Origin of the sequence: Aequorivita soesokkakensis, assembly GCF_001641085.1 — a bacterium.
GTDB lineage: Bacteria > Bacteroidota > Bacteroidia > Flavobacteriales > Flavobacteriaceae > Aequorivita > Aequorivita soesokkakensis.
This window is the reverse complement of sequence record NZ_LXIE01000001.1, coordinates 276,066-296,118: the sequence shown is the minus strand read 5'-3', so window position 1 is coordinate 296,118 and position 20,053 is coordinate 276,066. Positions and strand designations below refer to the sequence as shown.

General features: G+C 36.7%; 17 protein-coding genes. 10 read left to right on the top strand and 7 right to left on the bottom strand.

Annotation, left to right across the window (positions count from 1 at the left end):
* Window positions 1-19: 19 nt before the first annotated feature.
* The gene (gene fumC, locus A7A78_RS01415) at window positions 20-1,405 is read right to left on the bottom strand and encodes a class II fumarate hydratase (RefSeq protein WP_068760501.1); all 1,386 of its coding nucleotides are present in this window, start codon (window positions 1,403-1,405) and stop codon (window positions 20-22) included.
* Between the two features lie 226 nt (window positions 1,406-1,631).
* Here fumC and A7A78_RS15045 point away from each other — a divergent pair, with 226 nt between their 5' ends.
* Window positions 1,632-1,805, top strand: coding sequence for a hypothetical protein (locus A7A78_RS15045; protein WP_094745996.1), 174 nt, complete (start codon window positions 1,632-1,634; stop codon window positions 1,803-1,805).
* Between the two features lie 540 nt (window positions 1,806-2,345).
* On the opposite strand, the gene A7A78_RS01405 is transcribed toward A7A78_RS15045, so the two are convergent.
* From A7A78_RS01405 to A7A78_RS01395, 3 genes are all read right to left on the bottom strand, one after another.
* Window positions 2,346-4,838, bottom strand: a complete 2,493-nt coding sequence (locus A7A78_RS01405; RefSeq protein ID WP_068760497.1) for a TonB-dependent receptor — start codon at window positions 4,836-4,838, stop codon at window positions 2,346-2,348.
* An 85-nt stretch (window positions 4,839-4,923) separates the two neighbouring features.
* Window positions 4,924-5,265 (bottom strand): arsenate reductase (glutaredoxin), encoded by a 342-nt coding sequence (gene arsC, locus A7A78_RS01400; RefSeq protein WP_068760496.1) that lies wholly within the window; start codon window positions 5,263-5,265, stop codon window positions 4,924-4,926.
* A gap of 38 nt (window positions 5,266-5,303) precedes the next feature.
* The gene (locus A7A78_RS01395; protein WP_068760494.1) at window positions 5,304-5,780 is read right to left on the bottom strand and encodes a hypothetical protein; all 477 of its coding nucleotides are present in this window, start codon (window positions 5,778-5,780) and stop codon (window positions 5,304-5,306) included.
* A gap of 148 nt (window positions 5,781-5,928) precedes the next feature.
* Between A7A78_RS01395 and A7A78_RS01390 the strand changes: the two genes are divergently transcribed.
* The 6 genes from A7A78_RS01390 to A7A78_RS14930 all read left to right on the top strand — a co-directional run bounded on the left by A7A78_RS01390 (window position 5,929) and on the right by A7A78_RS14930 (window position 13,870).
* Window positions 5,929-6,657: a hypothetical protein gene (locus tag A7A78_RS01390; protein WP_068760492.1), complete on the top strand. Its 729-nt coding sequence runs from the start codon at window positions 5,929-5,931 to the stop codon at window positions 6,655-6,657.
* A 25-nt stretch (window positions 6,658-6,682) separates the two neighbouring features.
* Entirely contained in the window at window positions 6,683-9,442 is a 2,760-nt protein-coding gene (locus tag A7A78_RS01385; protein ID WP_068760490.1) for a carboxypeptidase-like regulatory domain-containing protein, read from the top strand.
* Window positions 9,443-9,444: 2 nt separating this feature from the next.
* Window positions 9,445-10,656: a DUF4249 domain-containing protein gene (locus A7A78_RS01380; RefSeq protein WP_068760488.1), complete on the top strand. Its 1,212-nt coding sequence runs from the start codon at window positions 9,445-9,447 to the stop codon at window positions 10,654-10,656.
* 2 nt (window positions 10,657-10,658) lie between these two features.
* Window positions 10,659-11,870 (top strand): DUF4249 domain-containing protein, encoded by a 1,212-nt coding sequence (locus tag A7A78_RS01375; protein ID WP_068760486.1) that lies wholly within the window; start codon window positions 10,659-10,661, stop codon window positions 11,868-11,870.
* Between the two features lie 2 nt (window positions 11,871-11,872).
* Window positions 11,873-13,603, top strand: coding sequence for a carboxypeptidase-like regulatory domain-containing protein (locus A7A78_RS01370; RefSeq protein ID WP_068760484.1), 1,731 nt, complete (start codon window positions 11,873-11,875; stop codon window positions 13,601-13,603).
* Between the two features lie 96 nt (window positions 13,604-13,699).
* Window positions 13,700-13,870: a DUF1328 domain-containing protein gene (locus tag A7A78_RS14930; RefSeq protein WP_117624747.1), complete on the top strand. Its 171-nt coding sequence runs from the start codon at window positions 13,700-13,702 to the stop codon at window positions 13,868-13,870.
* A gap of 199 nt (window positions 13,871-14,069) precedes the next feature.
* Here A7A78_RS14930 and prfB read toward each other — a convergent pair.
* Window positions 14,070-15,177 (bottom strand): peptide chain release factor 2 gene (gene prfB / locus A7A78_RS01365; RefSeq protein ID WP_117624746.1). Its coding sequence is split into 2 segments (ribosomal slippage): window positions 14,070-15,113 and window positions 15,115-15,177, totalling 1,107 coding nucleotides; the frame shifts between segments, so codons are not numbered across the junction.
* 187 nt (window positions 15,178-15,364) lie between these two features.
* On the opposite strand from prfB, the gene A7A78_RS01360 reads away from it, so the two are divergent.
* Both A7A78_RS01360 and A7A78_RS01355 read left to right on the top strand, forming a co-directional pair.
* Window positions 15,365-15,994, top strand: a complete 630-nt coding sequence (locus A7A78_RS01360) for a hypothetical protein (protein WP_068760480.1) — start codon at window positions 15,365-15,367, stop codon at window positions 15,992-15,994.
* Window positions 15,995-16,003: 9 nt separating this feature from the next.
* Window positions 16,004-17,026, top strand: a complete 1,023-nt coding sequence (locus A7A78_RS01355; RefSeq protein ID WP_068760478.1) for a threonine aldolase family protein — start codon at window positions 16,004-16,006, stop codon at window positions 17,024-17,026.
* A 71-nt stretch (window positions 17,027-17,097) separates the two neighbouring features.
* On the opposite strand, the gene A7A78_RS01350 is transcribed toward A7A78_RS01355, so the two are convergent.
* Together A7A78_RS01350 and A7A78_RS01345 are read right to left on the bottom strand one after the other, a co-directional pair.
* Window positions 17,098-17,418, bottom strand: a complete 321-nt coding sequence (locus tag A7A78_RS01350) for a YegP family protein (RefSeq protein ID WP_068760476.1) — start codon at window positions 17,416-17,418, stop codon at window positions 17,098-17,100.
* 103 nt (window positions 17,419-17,521) lie between these two features.
* Window positions 17,522-17,845, bottom strand: a complete 324-nt coding sequence (locus A7A78_RS01345; protein ID WP_068760474.1) for a YbaB/EbfC family nucleoid-associated protein — start codon at window positions 17,843-17,845, stop codon at window positions 17,522-17,524.
* 63 nt (window positions 17,846-17,908) lie between these two features.
* Between A7A78_RS01345 and A7A78_RS01340 the strand changes: the two genes are divergently transcribed.
* Entirely contained in the window at window positions 17,909-20,044 is a 2,136-nt protein-coding gene (locus tag A7A78_RS01340) for a S9 family peptidase (protein ID WP_068760472.1), read from the top strand.
* Window positions 20,045-20,053 lie beyond the last annotated feature (9 nt).

Below are 20,053 nucleotides of genomic sequence, written 5' to 3'. Positions count from 1 at the left end.
AATCTTCAATCTAAAATCCTTAGATCATATCTTCCGGTTTAACCCATTCATCAAACTCTTCCGCAGTTAAATAACCAAGGTTTACTGCTTCCTCTTTTAGAGTAGTTCCATTTTTATGGGCTGTGTTTGCAATTTCCGCAGCTTTGTAATAACCTATTTTTGGATTCAAGGCCGTAACGAGCATCAAACTGTTGTTCAATTGCTTTTTGATTACTTCATAATTAGGTTCAATTCCCTGTGCACAATGCACATCAAACGAAACACAGGCATCACCAATCAATTGTGCGGATTGAAGGAAATTGGCAGCCATTACTGGCTTAAAAACGTTTAATTCAAATTGCCCCTGCATTCCGCCAACCGCAATCGCCATATCGTTTCCTATTACTTGGGCACAAACCATCGTCAACGCCTCACATTGCGTTGGATTTACTTTTCCGGGCATAATTGATGATCCAGGTTCGTTTGCTGGAATATTGATTTCTCCAATTCCACTGCGTGGACCGCTGGAAAGCATGCGCACATCGTTTGCAATTTTGTTCAATGAAACCGACAACTGCTTCAAAGCGCCGTGACTTTCAACCAATGCATCGTGTGCCGCCAGGGCTTCAAACTTATTTTTTGCAGTTACAAAAGGCAATTCTGTGAATTTTGCAATGTATTCGGCAACTTTTACGTCGTATCCTTTTGGGGTATTTAAACCCGTTCCAACGGCAGTTCCGCCCAAAGCGAGCTCCGCCAAATGTGGAAGTGTGTTTTTTAAAGCTTTAATTCCGTACTCAAGTTGAGCGGCATAACCGCTAAATTCCTGCCCGAGGGTTAGGGGAGTGGCGTCCATAAAATGGGTACGGCCTATTTTTACAACACTTTTAAAATCCTCCGCTTTTTTTGAAAGCGTTTTCTGAAGTTGTTCAACGCCGGGAAGCGTAGTTTCAATCAATTTTTTATAGGCTGCAATATGCATTCCTGTTGGGAAAGTATCGTTTGAGGATTGACTTTTGTTAACATCATCATTTGGTTGCAATGTTTTTTCGCCTTCACCAATCGTTTTTCCTGCAATTTGGTGCGCACGATTTGCAATTACTTCATTTACGTTCATATTGCTTTGGGTACCGCTTCCAGTTTGCCAAATCACAAGTGGAAATTGGTCGTCGTGTTTTCCATCTAAAATTTCATCACAAACCTTGGCTATCAAATCTCTTTTCTCTTCGGAAAGAACGCCAAGTTCACAGTTTGTGTATGCTGCAGCTTTCTTCAAATAAGCAAAGCCATGAATTATTTCCAACGGCATGGAAGCTTTTGGACCGATTTTAAAATTTTCAAAAGAACGCTCCGTTTGGGCGCCCCACAGTTTGTCGGCAGGTACTTTTACCTCGCCCATGGTGTCTTTTTCTATTCTATATTGCATTGTGAAATGGTTTATTTTGAATTAATTACATTCCTTAGCCATGGCTTCGGAACTTTTTTAGTACTCCTTCGCTGAAGCTTCGGAGCGCGAAGGCAAAGGTAGCGAAAAGTGAAAAGTTGTTCAACCCGCGCGGCTGTTTATTTGTTGTGAATAAATCAAAAAGTTTTGTTGTCGTTTCTCAAAAAAACCTTTTATCTTTGAACCATCAATTTAAAAACGCCACATCATGTTTACTTTTGAACAATATTTAGGATTTCTTGCATTTTTAATGATTCTTACTTTAGGATTTTGGTTAATGATTTTCTTGGTAAGCATTCTTCCTTATTGGATTGGCGGTTCGCTATATGAAAGCTGGAAAATGAAGCGTGAGGCAAAGAAAAAGAACGAATTGAAATCGTAAATTTCAAACTATAATATATTTAAAAAGGGAACCAATTTGGTTCCCTTTTTTTATTGATGGTAATTACTAAATACATATTTTATTTAAATGTTTTTTTTCAAACTTACATATGTTACATCCTTATAAAGTTTTATTATTATATGGCAACAAAGAAAAATATAAACAATAATATTTTCATATAAATTAAGCAAAAAATAACTTGTCCACACTATAATTATTATAAAAAGACCTTCATTTAGAAAATGTAAAATTGAAGGTGGCTTGTATTTAAGTCTCTTTTTATAAAAATCAGTTATTAGAAATAATATAAAAATAGCTGTTGAAATAGTTAATACATAGGGCAATAACCACCTTATTAATGGAAATAATCCCATAAAAAAAGTCACGCACAGTCCAATATAAGGCAATATATATTTTGATAAATTCATTATTTTCTAAATATATAATTAATTTGTAATTTATTTATTTTTAAATCATAAATCAAACTATAATATATTTAAAAAGGGAACCAATTTGGTTCCCTTTTTTTATTTAATGTATTTATCCTTCAAAACCACCTTCATCATCACCGCCGCCATTTCTTTCTGGACGCTGACGCTGCTTCTTTTGGTTGAAACGATAAGTAAAAGTCATCGTTACTTGGCGCTGTCTCCACTGAAACTCACTTTCACTAGTAAAGGAATTTGTTGTTGTAAGGCTATTTCTTTTTCGTGTATTAAAAAGGTCGCTCACGTTAAGGGATAGTGTTGCATTGTCATCAATTATGTCTTTGCTCATCGCCATATCTACCGAAAGAATTCCGTCTGATTCCGTTTGTGAATTATTGGAAGGCCCTCTATAAAAAGCGTTGGTTTGCCATTCAATTTTTGCAGGCAATTTCACTTTACTGCTAAACCTTCCGAAGTAGCTAGTGTTTTCTGCGCCGTAATCTATGTTATTATAAAATCCTTCTGTTTTAAAGAGAAAATAATTAAAACTTCCGTTTAGGTTTAACCATTTTGTGGGATTGTAAAGAAGTCCGGCTTCAAAACCGTAGCGCTCATTTGTGGAAAGGTTAATTGGCAAAGTGCGAATTACGGGAATTCCATTGCTTGTTACCTCACCAGTTTCTTCCTGTACTCTTTCAAAAGCATCTGTTTCATATTGATAATAAACGGAAGTGGTCAAGGTGAGTTTTTTCCAACGTTTTAGGTAACCTAAATCAAAAGCGCTTGCGTAAGCCGGATCCAAATCTGGGTTTCCCTGGAAAATATTCGCTTCGCTGGAACGCGATGGGAAAGGATTTATAAACCAATTTCGAGGTCTGTTTATACGCCTGTTATACCCAAGTGTGATGTTTTCGTTATCCTTTATTTCATAAGTAAGGTTTACAGTTGGGAAAAGACCTGTGTAATTTTTATCGAAATTTAAATCGAAAGGAATGTTTGAAACATTTTCAGCAGAAACCTTTCCTTTTAACTGTGTGTTTTCAACACGAAGCCCAAGCAGGAAAGAAAACTTACCGAATTTATTTCCGTATTGCGTGTAGAAGGCATTTACGTTTTCATCATAGGTGAAAACGTTTGAAAGACTGTCGTTTCTGATGAAATTTCCAGACGTTCCCGCTTCTTCAAGCAAAGTATAATCCGTAATCGTTTGTTCAAAATTACCGCGATAGCCAGCTTCAAACTGTGCATTTTCACCAATTGGTAAAACATAATCAACCTGCGCCAAATATTCTTTTTGGTTCTCTTTATTAATAATATCTTCAGAAGGAAGGATTTCAAAATCTGGCAGTGTTCTTTGTTCGGTAATTAGTGATCGTTCGGTTTCTTTTCCACGATCGTACTGAAGGTCTGCGGTTAATTTATGGCCTTTGTCGTTGAAATTATTTACATAATTTAATGAAAACTGATAGTTTGAATCATCTTCACTTTCGTTCTCAATTCTCTTGCTTTGCTCCTCAAGAATGTTGTTGTTATAGTTTGCAGTATTGTTTGTAGTTTCATCATTGCCATCTCCTTTACGGTAAAAACCGCTGGCAGTGATTGAGGATTTGTCTGTCAAAAAATATTCAATACCTAAATTTGTGTTGAAGCCTTTCCCCATCCGGTCCATTTTTCTATTTTCAATGACTTGGTCAAATTCCGGAACAACGGTAATTGGGTTTCCATTATCATCTAAAGTAGTACGGGGAAAATATTTATTGTTGAAATTTGCTTTTCCAGGGCTATTTCTATAATAAACCCCTGTGGTATTGAAAATATTGAATTTATCTGTGCGAAGATTTATATTTCCGGAAGCGTTGCTGTTCAGCGGAACGCCAATACTTGTGCTAAGCGAACCATTAAGCCCAAGTGTTTTTTCCTTTTTAAGGATGATATTCAAGATTCCAGCAGTTCCTTCTGCGTCATAGCGAGCTGATGGAGAAGTGATTACTTCTACTCGTTCAATAGCTTCCGCAGGAAGTTGGCGAAGGGCATCAGTAGAGCCAAAACCAGCAATAGCAGAAGGTTTCCCGTTAATAAGAATCTTAACGTTTTCATTTCCCCGAAGTGCAATTGCGCCATCAACATCCACAGTTACTGAAGGAACATTGTTTAAGGCGTCGCTAACGGTGGCGCCACCAGCAGTGAGGTCTTTACCTATATTGTATATTTTTTTGTCTAATCTAACTTGAACTTCGGTTGTTTCGGCACGTACAACTACCTCATCCAGACTGGCGGCATCCAAAGCTAAAGAAACATTTGGTAATGTTGTGTTTTTTGTGAGGTTTTGGTTGGTAAGCTGTTTTGTTTTGTATGAAATAAATTCAAACTGAACGGTGTATTTTCCTTCGGGAACTTCAATGCTGTAGTGGCCTTCAGTATCTGTTATCCCACCGGTGACGGTTTTTCCCTGGGGATTGATGAAAGAAACCGTGGCATATTCCAACGGATAATTGGTTCCTTCTTCAAAGATGGTTCCTTTAATGGTAACTTGTTTTTTTTCAGGTTGTTGTGCGAACAGGGTTGTTGTTGCGCATAAGAGTAGAACAGATAATAAAAACTTCATAGAATTCTTTAGCAAATTTGACTCACGAAAATAGCCGTGGTTTAACGATGATTTGCCAATTTTCTGTTAAATAAAAACAACTAAACTATAAAATATCGAGTACTTTTTTTGGTGGTCTTCCAATCACGGCATGCGTTCCTTTTATTGCGATGGGGCGTTCAATGAGCTTTGGATTTTCAATCATTGCGTCAATAATTTCCTCGTCTGTTAAGTTTTTGCCTTTGTAGTTTTCTTTCCAATCGGTTTCTTGGGTTCGCACAAGTTCTATTGGCCCTATTCCCAAAAGTTCAATTATTTGTTTCAACTCTTGGTGTGATGGGGGCTTTTCAAGATATTTTATTATTTCAATGGTTTCTCCTTCCTCTTCCAAAAGGTGAAGTGCTTCACGTGATTTACTGCAGCGTGGGTTGTGGTATAATGTTGTCATTTTTTTAGTTATAAGTTGAAAGTTATAAGTTTAAAGTTTTAAGATTTAAGATTTTCAAGTTCTAGCTCATAATCATATTGCAAATCTTCGTGCAATGCTCCCACTTTTTTTGAAATGTAATCCAGTTGTCTATAATATAAATTGGAAAGTGTAATATTTCGTTTTATGGAAGGTTTAAAATCTTTCAACTTCTCACAAAAATAGAGCAAAAGTTCTACTTCGGTTTCTTTGTTTTGCGAATAACGGATAAATTTTTTCAGCTCGCGCAAAATTTTCCGGACACTCTTTTTTATGTAGAAAAAGGTTTTAGTGTTTATAGTTTCAAAATCCTCGTCCACTTTATTTTTTATGCTTTGGATAAAACTTTCTTCATCGGCAGATTCAAAAAGTAAATAGGTGAGTAGCTCTTTGTTTTCCTTTTTAAATTTTGAAAGACGAAGGCAAAGCTCCAGCAATTCCTGCGTAGATCTGTGGTTGAGCTCAGTTTTTATTTCCTTTAAAGTAGCGGCCTTCATTTTTTGAAGTAAAAATACGTTCGATTTTTAGTTGTGGAAGAATTTTAATTGATAAAAAGATTTAAAATTTAATAAAAGAAGTCATTTAACAAGCCAAATTTCAAATGAAAACTATTTTTATGTACTTTTAAAATCGCAAAAAAAATATATGCCTTTAAAAAGAATAAATCTCACATTTACGCTCCTCACTTTTATTGGTTTAGGAGCCTTTTCCCAGACAAAATCACAAAATAATATTTACGAAACCTACGACGCCATTGTTGGTTTGGACAATACGGGTCTTTACAACGGAACTGAATTTACCGACCCATTTCTGAATACTGATGGCAGTTATAGGTATTTCAATGGTTTTGATTATACCAAAGGATCTGTTGCATACAATGGACAATATTATGTAAACGTTTCTTTGAAGTATGATCTTTTAGAGGATAATCTTTTGGTGCGCTCTGATGATAACCTGAGTGTTTTCAATGTTAAAATGATTCCTGAATTTGTAACTGAATTCACACTATACAATCACCATTTTGTTAGATTGCCCGAAACCGGCTTAAGCCTTTCGGGAAATGGTTTTTTTGAAACCGCTTATATTGGAAACGATTTAAGCCTTTATATAAAACACACAAAAAAGAAAAAAGACAAAGCACTCAATAGCGGAATTCAATATCGATTTACCGAGAATAATTTTTATGTACTGAAAAACAACGGAAAATATTACTCGGTCAGTTCTTCAAAAGACATTGAAAAGATTTTGCCAGAGAAAAAAGAGCTCATCCGCAATTTCTCAAAAAGCTACAAAGCACTCTATAAATCCAATCCGGATAGTTATATGACTAAACTGTTGAAATATCTGGATGGCGCAACCGAAAACACAAAATAAAAGTAATCTGCAGGAAATTTATTAGATGGAAAAAAAATATTTAATTCTTATAACATTGTTATTTGTCACCTGTGGAATTTTTGGGCAAAACCAAACAATCACGGCCAGTTTCAATAACACCCCTTTAGAGGAAGCGGTTTTAAAAGTGGAAACGCTCTCAAACAAAACTTTTTATTTTGACAAAACCTGGTTAAAAGGCCATTTTGTAACCAAAAATTTTGAAAATGAGCCACTCCGAAAAGTTTTGGATGGTTTGTTTGAAAACACAAATATAAATTACGTTTTAAAAGACGGAAACGTAATTCTGCTGAACAATACCTATGTATATACTGAGTTGCCTTCAGACTATTTCAATGAGGCAAAACCTGATGAAAATGTTATAGAGGAAAACAATAATACCCCAATTTTTCAAGAGGAATATGCTGCGGCGCAAACAGTTCAAAATAGAAAATTGGTAACCATTGGCAAGCAACGGCCAAATTCAGCAAATAAAACATATACACTTACGGGGATTTTTAAAAATACCAAAACCGGCGAACCACTTCAAAACCTTTCCATTTCTACTACAGACCGTTCCAGATATGCAGTAACAGATTCTGACGGGCGTTTCAGCATTCGCTTGCCTTACGGGTTGAATAAACTGGAAACCAATCTTTTGGGGTATGAAAAAATCAGACAGGATGTAATTATGTATGGCGATGGCACGTTGAATATAACCTTACAGGAGAATACCGAATCATTGGACGAAGTAGTTGTAAAGTCAAATAAAGATGCCAATGTTCGTGATGCGGTAGTGGGCGTGACCAATATTGACATAGAATCCATTAAAACAATTCCACTTGTTTTGGGCGAACGCGACATTTTGAAAGTTGCAACCACAATGCCCGGAATTAAAACAACAGGTGAGGGTTCCAGCGGTTTCAACGTTCGCGGTGGCCGTTCTGATCAAAACCTTATTTTGCTGGATGACGCCGTGCTTTACAATCCGTCTCACTTTTTAGGTTTCTTTTCGGCAGTAAACCCTTTTACCACGGGAAGTTTGGAAATTTATAAAGCAAGTATTCCTGCCGAATACGGCGGAAGATTGTCCTCGGTTTTTGATATCGAAACCAAATCGGGCAATATGGAAAAATTTGCAGGGGAAGGTTCTGTGGGACCAATTACCGCAAACCTTGCGGTAGAAGTTCCGGTAGTGAAGGAAAAAGCTTCATTGATTGCAGGTTTCCGCGCTACTTATTCCGACTGGATTTTAAGAAGCCTTGATGAAGAAGAACTCAAAAATAGCGAAGCTTCCTTTTATGATGGTATTGTGAAATACAAGCATAACATCGATAACAACAATTCTGTTCAGGGTACTTTTTATTTTAGCAAAGACCGTTTCAGTATAACTTCCGACTCTATTTTTGATTATAACAACCGTTTGATTTCGTTGAAATACGGCCATAATTTTAGTGAAAAGAGCAGAGCAGAGCTCATTTTGGTGAGCAGTCAATACAAATACGGAATCAATTACGAAGCAGATGCAAACGAGGATTTTGACTTTGGCTATGAATTGAACGAATATCAAGCAAAACTGAATTTCAATTATAAACTGAGTGAAAAACACAAATTAAGTTATGGGCTTAGTAGCAAACTTTATTCCGTAGATCCCGGAGAAATAGCTCCTATTGGCCCAAATTCAGATGTTAATCCAAAGACCGTTGACCGTGAAAAAGGCTTGGAGTCTGCCATTTATCTTGCAGATTTGTTTGAAATAAACGATAAGTTTTTACTCGATGTTGGTTTAAGATATTCGTTTTATGCGGCTTTGGGTGAAGCAACCCAAAATGTTTATGCGGAAGGCGTTCCGCGAAGTGAAAGTTCTGTGATTGAAGTTAGAACTTACGGTAAAAACGAAGTGATAAAGACCTACGGTGGTCCAGAATACAGAATTTCTGCCCGTTATTTATTGGGGAATGATTTTTCTGTTAAGGCTGGCTTCAACCGTACTATTCAGTATTTGCACCTTCTTTCAACTAATACAACACAATCGCCCACAGATATTTGGAAGCTTTCAGATTTAAATATCCAGCCACAGCGCGCCAACCAATATTCATTGGGATTCTTTAAAAACCTTCCCGGAAAAGACGTGGAATTCAGCATTGAAGGATATTACAAAACAATGGACGATTTACTGGATTATAAAATTGGCGCCCAATTAATTTTGAACGATGATCTTGAAACCGAACTATTGCAAGGTGAGGGAAGGGCTTATGGCGTAGAATTTCTTGTGAAAAAAAATGCAGGAAGATTCAACGGTTATTTGGGTTATAGCTATTCGCGTTCAGAAGTGAAATTGGATAGTCAAATTATGCAGGAGCGCGTAAACAATGGCGAATTTTTTCCTGCAAACTATGATAAGCCCCACGATTTTTCAGTAGTTGCTAATTATAAATTGACCAAGCGTTTTAGCTTTTCGGGCAATTTTACCTATCAAACGGGAAGACCGATTACCTACCCAATTGGCCGATATATTTTTGCAGGCGAGGAGCAGGTGCTTTACAGTGACCGTAATCAATTCAGAATACCTGATTACTACCGTTTAGACTTGGGCGTAAACATTGAAGGAAACCACAAACTTAATAAATTGGCACACAGTTTTATCAATATTTCTGTGTATAATGTGTTGGGGAGAAATAATCCGTATTCCGTATTTTTTGTGAATGATGCAGGAGAAATAAAGGCTTACAAAACTTCCATATTTTCTGTGCCGGTGCCAACAATAACATATAACTTTAAGTTTTAGGAATGATAAAAACTAAGACATTCTATATAATAATTTGTTCAGCATTCCTTTTTCTGGTAGGCTGCACCGAGCCTTATGAAATAGAAACTGTGGATTATGAAAATGTCTTGGTTGTTGAAAGCACGATTACAAATGAACTAAAGCCCCAAATAGTAAAACTTAGCAGAACTTCCACCTTGGAAAATCCTCAAATTTTACTGGAGAATTATGCTACGGTAACAGTTAGGGGGGACAATGGAGAAAATTTTAGTTTTTCACAAGATAGCGAAACAGGTTTTTACGTTTCAAACCAAGCTTTTAGCGCACAGCCAAATGTTTCGTATAGTTTAAATATAAAAACACAGGATGGCAAAACCTACAGTTCCTCCCCGGTAATTTTGCCACCAGCCGTTGAAATAGATGAGGTATATGGAGAACGAATTGTAAACAATGAAGATAATAAAGATGGAGTGCAGGTTTTAGTGAATACCGAAGACCCAACAGGAAATGCGAAATATTTTCGTTATGAGTATGAAGAAACGTATAAAATCGTTGCGCCTTATCCTTCGCCATATATTGCCGAAATAATAAACTTTGATGATGAATGGTATACTTATGAAGTTATTTTATCTCCAAGGGAACCAGAGATAATATGTTATACAACTGAAAACTCTACGGGCATAAATCAAACGGCAACAACTGAGTTTAATGAAAATAGGGTGTTTCGTTTTCCTGTGAAATATCTTTCAAAGTTTGATGCTAAAATGCAGACCCGTTACAGTATTTTGGTAAAACAATATGTGCAAAGCTTGGAAGCTTACACCTTTTATAAAATTGTGAAAGAACTTGGAAACGTTGAAAGTCTGTTATCTCAAGGCCAGCCAGGGTATGTGGCCGGAAATATGGTTTCAGATACAAATTCTGATGAAAAAGTTCTCGGTTTTTTTGAGGCTTCATCAATGACATCAAAGAGAATTTACTTTAATTACGATGACTTTGGACTTGAAAAACCCCCATATTTCGTGGATTGTGATTATTTAATCCTAGATTATCGCGATAATTCTACACTTGACAATGACCCCAATGATAGGGAAATTATTTTCACTTATCTAAGCTACTTTGATTATCAGGTAGTTGATTTTCAACCTCCTTTTGTCTATATAATTGCGAAAGCAGAATGTACTGTATGCACTTCATTTTCATCAAATGTAAGACCCAATTTTTGGGAAGATTAATTATGCAAAGAAAAATTAAACAAATATTGGCTTTGTTTTTAGTGATTGTATTTCAATACAGTTGCACGGAGTCTTATGAAATAGAAACAGTTGATTATGAAAGCGTTTTGGTTGTGGAAAGTACAATCACAAACGAACTAAAACCACAGCTAGTAAAACTTAGCCGTACATCAACTCTTGAAAATCCTGGAATTTTGCTTGAAAACAACGCCACAGTAACTGTTTCAGATAGCAATGGCGAAATATATAATTTCTCTCAAAACAATGAAACTGGATTTTACAATTCAAACCAACCATTTAGCGCCCAACCAAACGTTTCCTATACATTAAACATAGAAACACAGGATGGTAAAAGCTACAGTTCGGCAGCCGTAACATTACCGCCAACAGTAGAAATGGATGAGGTTTATGCTGAGCGAATTGATGATTTAAGCGCAAATAAAGATGGGGTACAGGTGTTGGTAAACACGGAAGATCCAACAGGAAATGCAAAATATTTTAGATATGAATATGAAGAAACTTATAAAGTTGTAGCTCCATTTCCTTCGCCTTACATAGCTGAAATAATCAATTTCAATCCAGATAACTATACATATGATGTTGTTTTAACACCAAGGGAACCAGAGGAAATCTGTTACTCCACAGAAAATTCAACAGGAATAAACCAAACTAGTACTACCGAATTTAATGAGAACAGAGTATTTCGATTTCCTGTAAAATACCTTTCAAAGCTTGATGCAAAAATGCAAACCCGGTACAGCATTTTAGTAAAACAATATGTGCAAAGCATAGAAGCATATACATTCTATAAAATAGTAAAAGAATTAGGGAGTGTGGAAAGTCTGCTCTCCCAAGGACAACCTGGATATGTGGCGGGCAATATGGTTTCGGTTGCAAATCCAGATGAAAAGGTTCTGGGTTTCTTTGAAGCTTCATCTATGACTTCGAAACGGATTTATTTCAATTATGAAGATTTTGGCTTAGAGAAACCACCATATTTTGTGGAGTGTGAGGTGCTGGTGTTGGATTATCTTGACAATACTACATTTGATAATGATCCCAATGAACGGGAAAACATATTTACTTATTTAAGTTATTTTGACTATCAAGTGCTGAGTTTGGCACAAAATACCATTTATAGAATTGTTCAAGCAGAATGCAGTGTATGCACTTCATTTTCATCAAATATAAGACCCGATTTTTGGGAAGATTAATTATGATAAAAAAATCGATATTCATAGCATTTTTACTTTTCGGAATTTTTGCAACTGCGCAAATTCCCAAATCGGAAGTTGCAGCTGACACAAAAGTTTTCCCAAAAGAAAATGTGCAACTTTCAATCAATTCAAACCTGCTTTTGGCTGGCGAATTACTCCAATATAAAGCCTATAATCTCAGCGCTGCCAATAAAAAAAGCAGCCTTAGCAAGGTGCTATACGTTTCTATGCGCAACGAAAATGATTCCGTAGTTTTTAGCCATAAATTGAAAGTGGAAAATGGAACTGCAAATGGTGACTTTTTCATTCCTTCTTCTCTGAAAACAGGTATTTATAGACTCATTGGCTATACCAATTTTTCAAGGAACAACAGTCAAGACGCTTTTGTGGAGAGGTATATTTATGTTTTAAACTCTTTTGTAAAGACAGAGAAAATTATTGGAAAGTCAATGGATACTGTATTTCTAAAAAAGACACCAGAATTTACGCCGCAAGAAAACTTAAAATCGCAATTGGGAAATCAAATCACGACAGACAAAACTATTTATGGGTATCGCGAAAAAGTTACTGTAAATATTGAAAATCTACCGGTTAACAACCGTGGAAATTACGTGCTTTCTGTTCGGAAAATGGATCCAATTGAGATTTCGGATAAATCTACGAATAGTACAAAAGGCAAACTTTCAGAAACCTTTTATATACCTGAGCTTCGTGGCGAAATTATTTCAGGTGTAGTGTTTTCCAAAACTTCTAATCAACCTATGCCGAACAAGGAAGTCTCGCTTACAATTCCGGGAAAGGATTATGTTTTTAAAATTGCAAAAACCAATAGTAATGGAAGGTTTTTCTTTTCTGTGCCCGAAGGATATAATGCTGAAAAAAGTATTGTGCAATTAAATGAAACCCCTTCTGAAGCTACAAACTTTAATCTTGTTTTAGATAAAAAAGATTTTGATTTGGGCAAAAAAAGAGCATCATTTTTAAAATTGGGTACTGAATTGAAAAACTGGCTGCAGGAACGAAGTGTGCAAATGCAAATTGAAAATGCATATTATGATGCAAAAAAGGATAGTATTCTTAAAAATGAAATGAACTTACCGTTTTATAATAATTTAGGCACAGTGTTCTTATTGGATGATTATACCCGTTTTTCTACCGTAAAAGAAACTTTTGTTGAAGTTGTGACGCTTGCAGCCATTCGAGGAAGTGGAAGTGATAGTAGATTTGTTGTAAACAATGAATATGACCCAAATGGAACCGCAAACTTTAATGCTATACCGCCGTTGGTGCTAATGGATGGCATGCAAATTTTGAACAATGAAGATTTGATTAACTATAATGCCAGAGAGATAAAAAGCATACGTGTTATTAACCAGCCCTATAGGTTTGGCCCAAAACTATTCAGTGGGGTAATAGCAGTAGAAACCAAAAAAGGTGATTTTGTACCCACAAAAAAAGAAGGATATATTGAAGAATTAAATCTTCCACCTGCAGTGAAAGACAAAAAGTATTTCCGCCCAGATTATTCCCAAAAGTCTGAAAATGCAAGAATTCCTGATTATAGGGTACAATTGCTTTGGAAGGCCGATTTTAATCCTGCCGAAAATGGTGGCGTTGTTACATTCTACACATCAGACGTAGCAGGAACTTTTGAAATTTCATTGGAAGGATATTCTGAAGAAGGCTCGTATTTATCTTCAAAAAGTTATTTCGAAGGTGTAGAAAATTAGAATATTGTGTTAAAATTATTTGGTTTTTTCTAAAAAAAATCCGTGAATTGTTTTAACTTTAGTTCAAAGTTTTAAACAACCAAAACCAACCTCCTCATGCTTCACTGGAAAGCAATCTATATTATTTTGGCCATTGTGTTTGGCGTTATTGGGTTTATAGGCCTTGGAGATGGGGGATTAGAGCCTGCAAAATACATAAGCGGTATTTTTGTAATTCTATTACTTGTATTTTGGACTACAGATTTTGTGGGCAGAAAGCGCAGTTAATTTTCAATGTTAAAGTTTTGAAAAAGCAACGTGCTTATAAATTTTAATATCGTACTTTTATAAGACTATCATATCGGGGTGCTTAAGTTTTCATAACAGCTGAGATTATACCCGTCGAACTTCGAAGGATAATGCCAACAGAAGAAATATGATTTGCAAAGGGAACGAAGATTTTTTCAAATCTTGTTCCCTTTGTTTTTTAAATCTCATCTTTTTTCTCTTTCTGTCCAGTCATCATCAAATACGCCTTTAAAAATTCGTCAATCTCACCATCAAGCATAGCGTCGGTGTTTCCGGTTTCGTGCGCAGTACGAACGTCTTTAACCAATTTATAAGGGTGCAAAACATAATTCCGGATCTGCGAGCCCCATTCTATAGCCAATTTGCTATCTTCTATTTCGGCACGTTGGGCAAGTTGTTTCCGCAGTTCAATTTCATACAATTGCGACTTAAGCATCTGCATCGCTTTTTCGCGATTATCCAATTGACTGCGCGTTTCACTATTGTGAATTACAATTCCGGTAGGGTGGTGGGTAAGAATGGCTTTTGTTTCAACCTTATTTACGTTTTGTCCACCGGCACCGCTGCTTCGGGCAAAATCCCAGGAAATATCGGCCGGGTTTATTTCAATCTCAATGGTATCATCCACCAACGGATAAACATAAACACTCGCAAAACTTGTGTGCCGTTTTGCATTACTATCAAAAGGGGAAATACGCACTAATCGGTGGACTCCATTTTCACTTTTTAACCAACCAAAGGCGTATTCGCCCTCAATTTCCAAGGTTACAGTTTTTACGCCAGCAACATCGCCCGCCTGAAAGTTGAGTTCCTTTACTTTATAACCGTTTTTTTGCGCCCACATTAGGTACATGCGCATAAGCATTTGTGCCCAATCACAGCTTTCGGTTCCGCCAGCGCCGGCCGTAATTTGAAGTACGGCACTCATATCATCGCCTTCTTCGCCAAGCATATTACGGAATTCCAATGCCTCAATAGCATTTTCGGCTTTTTCAAATGCGGCATCAACCTGTTCAGCAGTGCCTTCGCCTTCTTTATAAAAATCGAGCAGAATTTCGGTTTCTTCGGTAAAATTTAAAGCTGCTTCAAAATCTGTTACCCATTTTTTTTTGGTACGCAAAACCTTCATAAAAGCTTCAGCTTCGCGCGGGTTGTTCCAAAAGTTGGGATCAAAGGTTTTTTCTTCGTCGTTGGTAATCTCTATATTTTTGCCAGCAATGTCAAAGATAGCGCCTCAAGGCGTCCAGCCGCGACTTAAGGTCTTTGATTTGGTCTGTTGTAGTCATACTCGTGCCCGCGAAAGCGGGTATCTCTTTAATAAAAGTTCATTTTTCTAATTTTGAATACAGTGCTTCAAAATTTTATGTTTCAAAAATACTATTAACTTCGTGAGCGGAAAGTATTTTTCGGCTAATTTTATACTTTTTGAAAACAAGCTTTCCAAATTTTAAATTTGCAATAAAATAACTTCCTATGAAAAATATATTTTTTCTTTTCATTTTAATGATAGCAAGTATTGGGTTCGCCCAAAACGATGAAGCTTTTGTTGACAACCTGGTTTCCCAAAAAATGGCAGAGCTGGAATTGCAGGCAAATCCCGAGCGGTTTTACCGAAAGGACTATTGCGAAGGAAATATACAAATGTTTACCCTGCCCGACGGAAAACTTTGTACGTCAACTTCCACTTATTATTCGGTGTATGTTTTTTGGAAAGAAGACGATAAAATCATGAAACTTCAAAAATTTGACAATTGTGGAAGTTTTAAGCCTATATCTGTGGGAATCAGCAAGGAAATGTCAAAAATATTAAAAAATAAAGAAGCTTTAAAAACCGAGGAAGTTAAGCCCTATGAAGGTGAAAAAGTGGATAACAATGCCTTCGGAAATATGTTTGTAAGTTCTTGCCACAAAGAGTACAAATTTGTCTTTGGAAGAGATGCGTTTGAAAAAAGTTTTAAGGAGTTTGATTTGAGCAATGATTCAAAATATAAAAATGTGAATGCGGAACACAATAATTCACTTGAATTGGTTTCGTTGGACAAGGAAATTTCAGAGCTAGTAAAGAATTTTGAGGAAAGCGGAAAGTTTTTTCGCGAAGATTAAAAATATAAAATGATTATAGATTTAAGAAGTGATACGGTAACTAAGCCTACCCAGGCAATGATGCAAGCAATCATAACTGCTGAAGTGGGCGACGATGTTTATAAAGAGGATCCCACGACCAACAGGCTGGAACAGAAATTAGCAGATATGTTCGGAATGGATACAGCACTGTTTTTTCCCACGGGAAGTATGGCAAACCAAGCAGCCATAAAAATGCACACCCAGCCTGGTGAACAGTTGATTGCCGATAAATGGGCCCATGTTTATAATTATGAAGGTGGCGGTGTTTCGTTCAATAGTGGGGTTTCGTGCAAACTTTTGGATGGAAATAGGGGAATGATTACCGTTGCGCAGGTTGAGGAAAACATCAATCCACCGGATTTTTACCACAGTCCTTTAACTAGTTTGGTTTGCCTTGAAAACACTACCAACAAAGGCGGCGGAGCGTGTTATGATTTTTCTGAAATTGAAAATATTCGAAAGATATGTGATAAACACGGATTAGGGCTTCATCTTGACGGCGCGCGAATTTGGAACGCACTCGTTGCAAAAAAAGAAGACCCGAAAAATTATGGAAAGATTTTCGACACTATTTCCGTTTGTTTGAGCAAAGGTTTGGGAACGCCAATGGGGAGTGTTTTGATTGGAAAAAAAGAAATTATGCAAAAGGCCATGCGCGTACGTAAAGTTTTGGGCGGCGGGATGCGACAGATCGGTTTTATGGCCGCTGCGGGTATTTATGCGTTGGACAACCACGTGCAACGTTTGGCGGAAGATCATAAAAAAGCTTCTGAAATTGCAGAAATACTTTCAAAACAACCTTTTGTGAAAAAGGTGGAACCTACAGAAACAAACATTGTTATTTTCTACCTATCGGAAGGAATTTCTGAAGAAAAATTTATGCAGGATCTGCTTCAGAAGAATATAAAAATAAGTGGAATGGGGCAGGGAAAACTTCGGATTGTTACACATCTGGATTATACCGATGAAATGCACGAAAAGTTTTTGGAGATTCTGAAAAACTATAAATAGCTGTGAAAAAAATAGCCGCGAATTCACGAATGTTTACTTAAAATTTTCGTGGATTCGCGGCAAAATATAATTTACTCAACTTCTTTTACGGATGCTCCAGGAGCATTTTTTCTCACGGATTCAATTCCGTTTTTGGCACCGCTCTCGGCAGCATACATTTGGCTACTGCCAATAATTTGCCCATTGCTGGCCTTAATGTTAAAATGAATTTTACCGTTTTTTGCAGTTTTCATTTCAAAGCTTTCGTCTTTTCCACAGTTTTTTTGAACAGATTCAATCCCGTTCATTGCGGAAGCTTTTGAGGCATACATCTGGCTAGAAAGAATTACTTGTCCGTTGGCCGCTTTTAAGGTAAAGTGAAATTTATCACCGCTTTTTTTAAGTTCAAACATAATTAGGTGTTTAAGAATTAATGAATACTTGAACGCCCAATATCGTGAAAAACAACAAGTTTTAAAAGCTAGCCAAAGCTTTTATAAAAATTTTAGCATTCGTTTACTTAAACATATCCATCCCCGGAATGTTCGGCATTCCTTCTTTGGCAACGGCAGCAATTTCAGTTTCGTTTACGTTTGTGGCTTTTTCGATTGCTTTATTCAAAGTAAGTATTAAATAATCTTCCAATTGCTCTTTGTCCTCCAGCAGACGCTCGTCTATTTCAATAGATTTTATTTTTCTATTTGCGGTAAGTGTTATTTTTAAAAGTCCATCGCTGCTGCTTTCGTCAATTAATACGGTGTCTAAGCGCTTTTTGGTGGCTTCAACTTTTTCTTGGGTTTCTTTCAGTTTGCCCATCATTCCCATTAAATCTCCAAACATGTTTTTTCGTTTTAGTTTGCTACAAATTTACTACTTTGTATAACTTTTTAACCAATTTCAATTATGAAAAAATTTGTATTTGTTTCATTTGCAAGCCTTACTTTTGCCGCTTCAATAAATGCGCAGGAAACTTCAACGGAAATTATGAAAATTACTCCCCCCAAAGCCGAAAAAATTGCCAAGGAATTAAAAGCCCATGGCGATGTTCGTGTAGATAATTATTACTGGTTAAACAATCCCGAAGATGAAAAGGTCATTGATTATTTGAAGGACGAAAACAAATATTACGAAGCAATGACTGAGCATACCAAAAAGTTCAAAGAAGATCTTTTTGAGGAAATGAAGGCTCGCATAAAGGAGGATGATGAATCTGTTCCGTACAAATTGAACGGATATTATTACATAACCCGCTTTGAAACTGGCAAGGATTATCCAATCTACACACGAAAAAAAGGTTCTTTGGAGGCTTCGGAAGAAATTCTTTTTGATGTAAACGAAATGGCGAAAGGCCATTCCTATTACAATCTTAACGGCTTAAATGTTTCTGAGGATAACAATCTCGTTTCTTTTGGCGTAGATACGTTAAGCAGAAGAAAGTATGATATTTTCATAAAAAACCTAAAAACTGGCGAAATCTATCCCGAAAGAATTCCGCTGACAACGGGAAGTGCAACTTGGGGCAGCGACAACAAAACCCTTTTTTACACACGTAAAGATGAAAAAACATTGCGTGCCGATAGAATTTACAGGCATACTATGGGCACCGACCCAATTACGGACGAACTCGTTTTTACTGAAGAGGATGAAACTTTTGGAACTTATGTTTATAAAACGAAATCGAAAAAATATATAGTGATCGGTTGTTACAGCACACTTACTTCAGAATACAGGGTTTTGGATGCGGATAACCCGATGGGCGAATTTAAAATATTTCAACCGCGCGAAAGAGGGTTGGAGTACAGCATTTCGCATTATGGCAACAATTGGTATGTGTTGACCAATAAGGACAAAGCGCTCAATTTTAAACTGATGAAAACTTCGGAAGACAAAACTTCCAAAGAAAATTGGGTTGATATGATCCCGCACAGAAATGATGTTTTGGTGGAGGATATTGATATTTTTAAGGATTATTTGGTAGTGAGCGAACGAAATAATGGACTCACCAAAATCCGTATAAAAAAGTGGGATGGCAAGGAGGATTATTACCTTCCTTTTGATAATGAAACCTATACGGCTTTCACTACCCAAAACCCGGAGTTTGACACGAAAATACTTCGTTACGGCTACAACTCTTTGAATACACCAGCTTCCGTTATCGATTTCAACATGGAAACCAAAGCAAAAACGGTTTTGAAGGAAACTGAAGTTTTGGGCGGAAAGTTTGATAAAGACAATTATGAAACTGAGCGTTTATGGGCAACTGCGGAAGACGGAACAAAAATCCCAATGTCGGTTATCTACAGAAAAGGCATTAAAAAAGATGGGAAGAATCCGTTGCTTATTTATGGTTACGGTTCGTACGGAGCCACGATGGATCCCTATTTTTCAACGGTACGCTTAAGTCTTTTGGATCGCGGATTTATTTATGTAATTGCACACATCCGCGGTGGGGAATATATGGGGCGGCAGTGGTATGAAGACGGAAAACTGCTGAAAAAGAAAAACACTTTTACAGATTTTATTGATGCTTCAAAATATTTGATTTCCGAAGGCTATACTTCAAAAGAACATCTTTACGCTTCGGGTGGTTCCGCAGGCGGACTTTTAATGGGCGCGATTACCAATATGGCTCCGGAATTATACCATGGTGTAATTGCTTCGGTACCATTTGTGGATGTTGTTACCACAATGCTGGACGATTCTATTCCACTTACAACTGGAGAATATGACGAATGGGGAAATCCAAACGAAGCCGAATATTATAATTATATTAAAAGTTATTCACCATATGATAATGTGGAGGCAAAAACATACCCAAATATGCTTGTAACAACGGGATTGCACGATAGCCAAGTGCAATATTGGGAACCAGCAAAATGGGTTGCCAAACTTCGGGATTTAAAAACCGACAATAATATTTTATTGTTGCAAACCAATATGGATGCAGGCCACGGCGGGGCTTCCGGGCGTTTTGAAGCGTTGAAGGAAGTTGCGATGGATTATGCCTTTTTATTGGATTTGGAAGGAATTAATGAGTAATAAAAATAT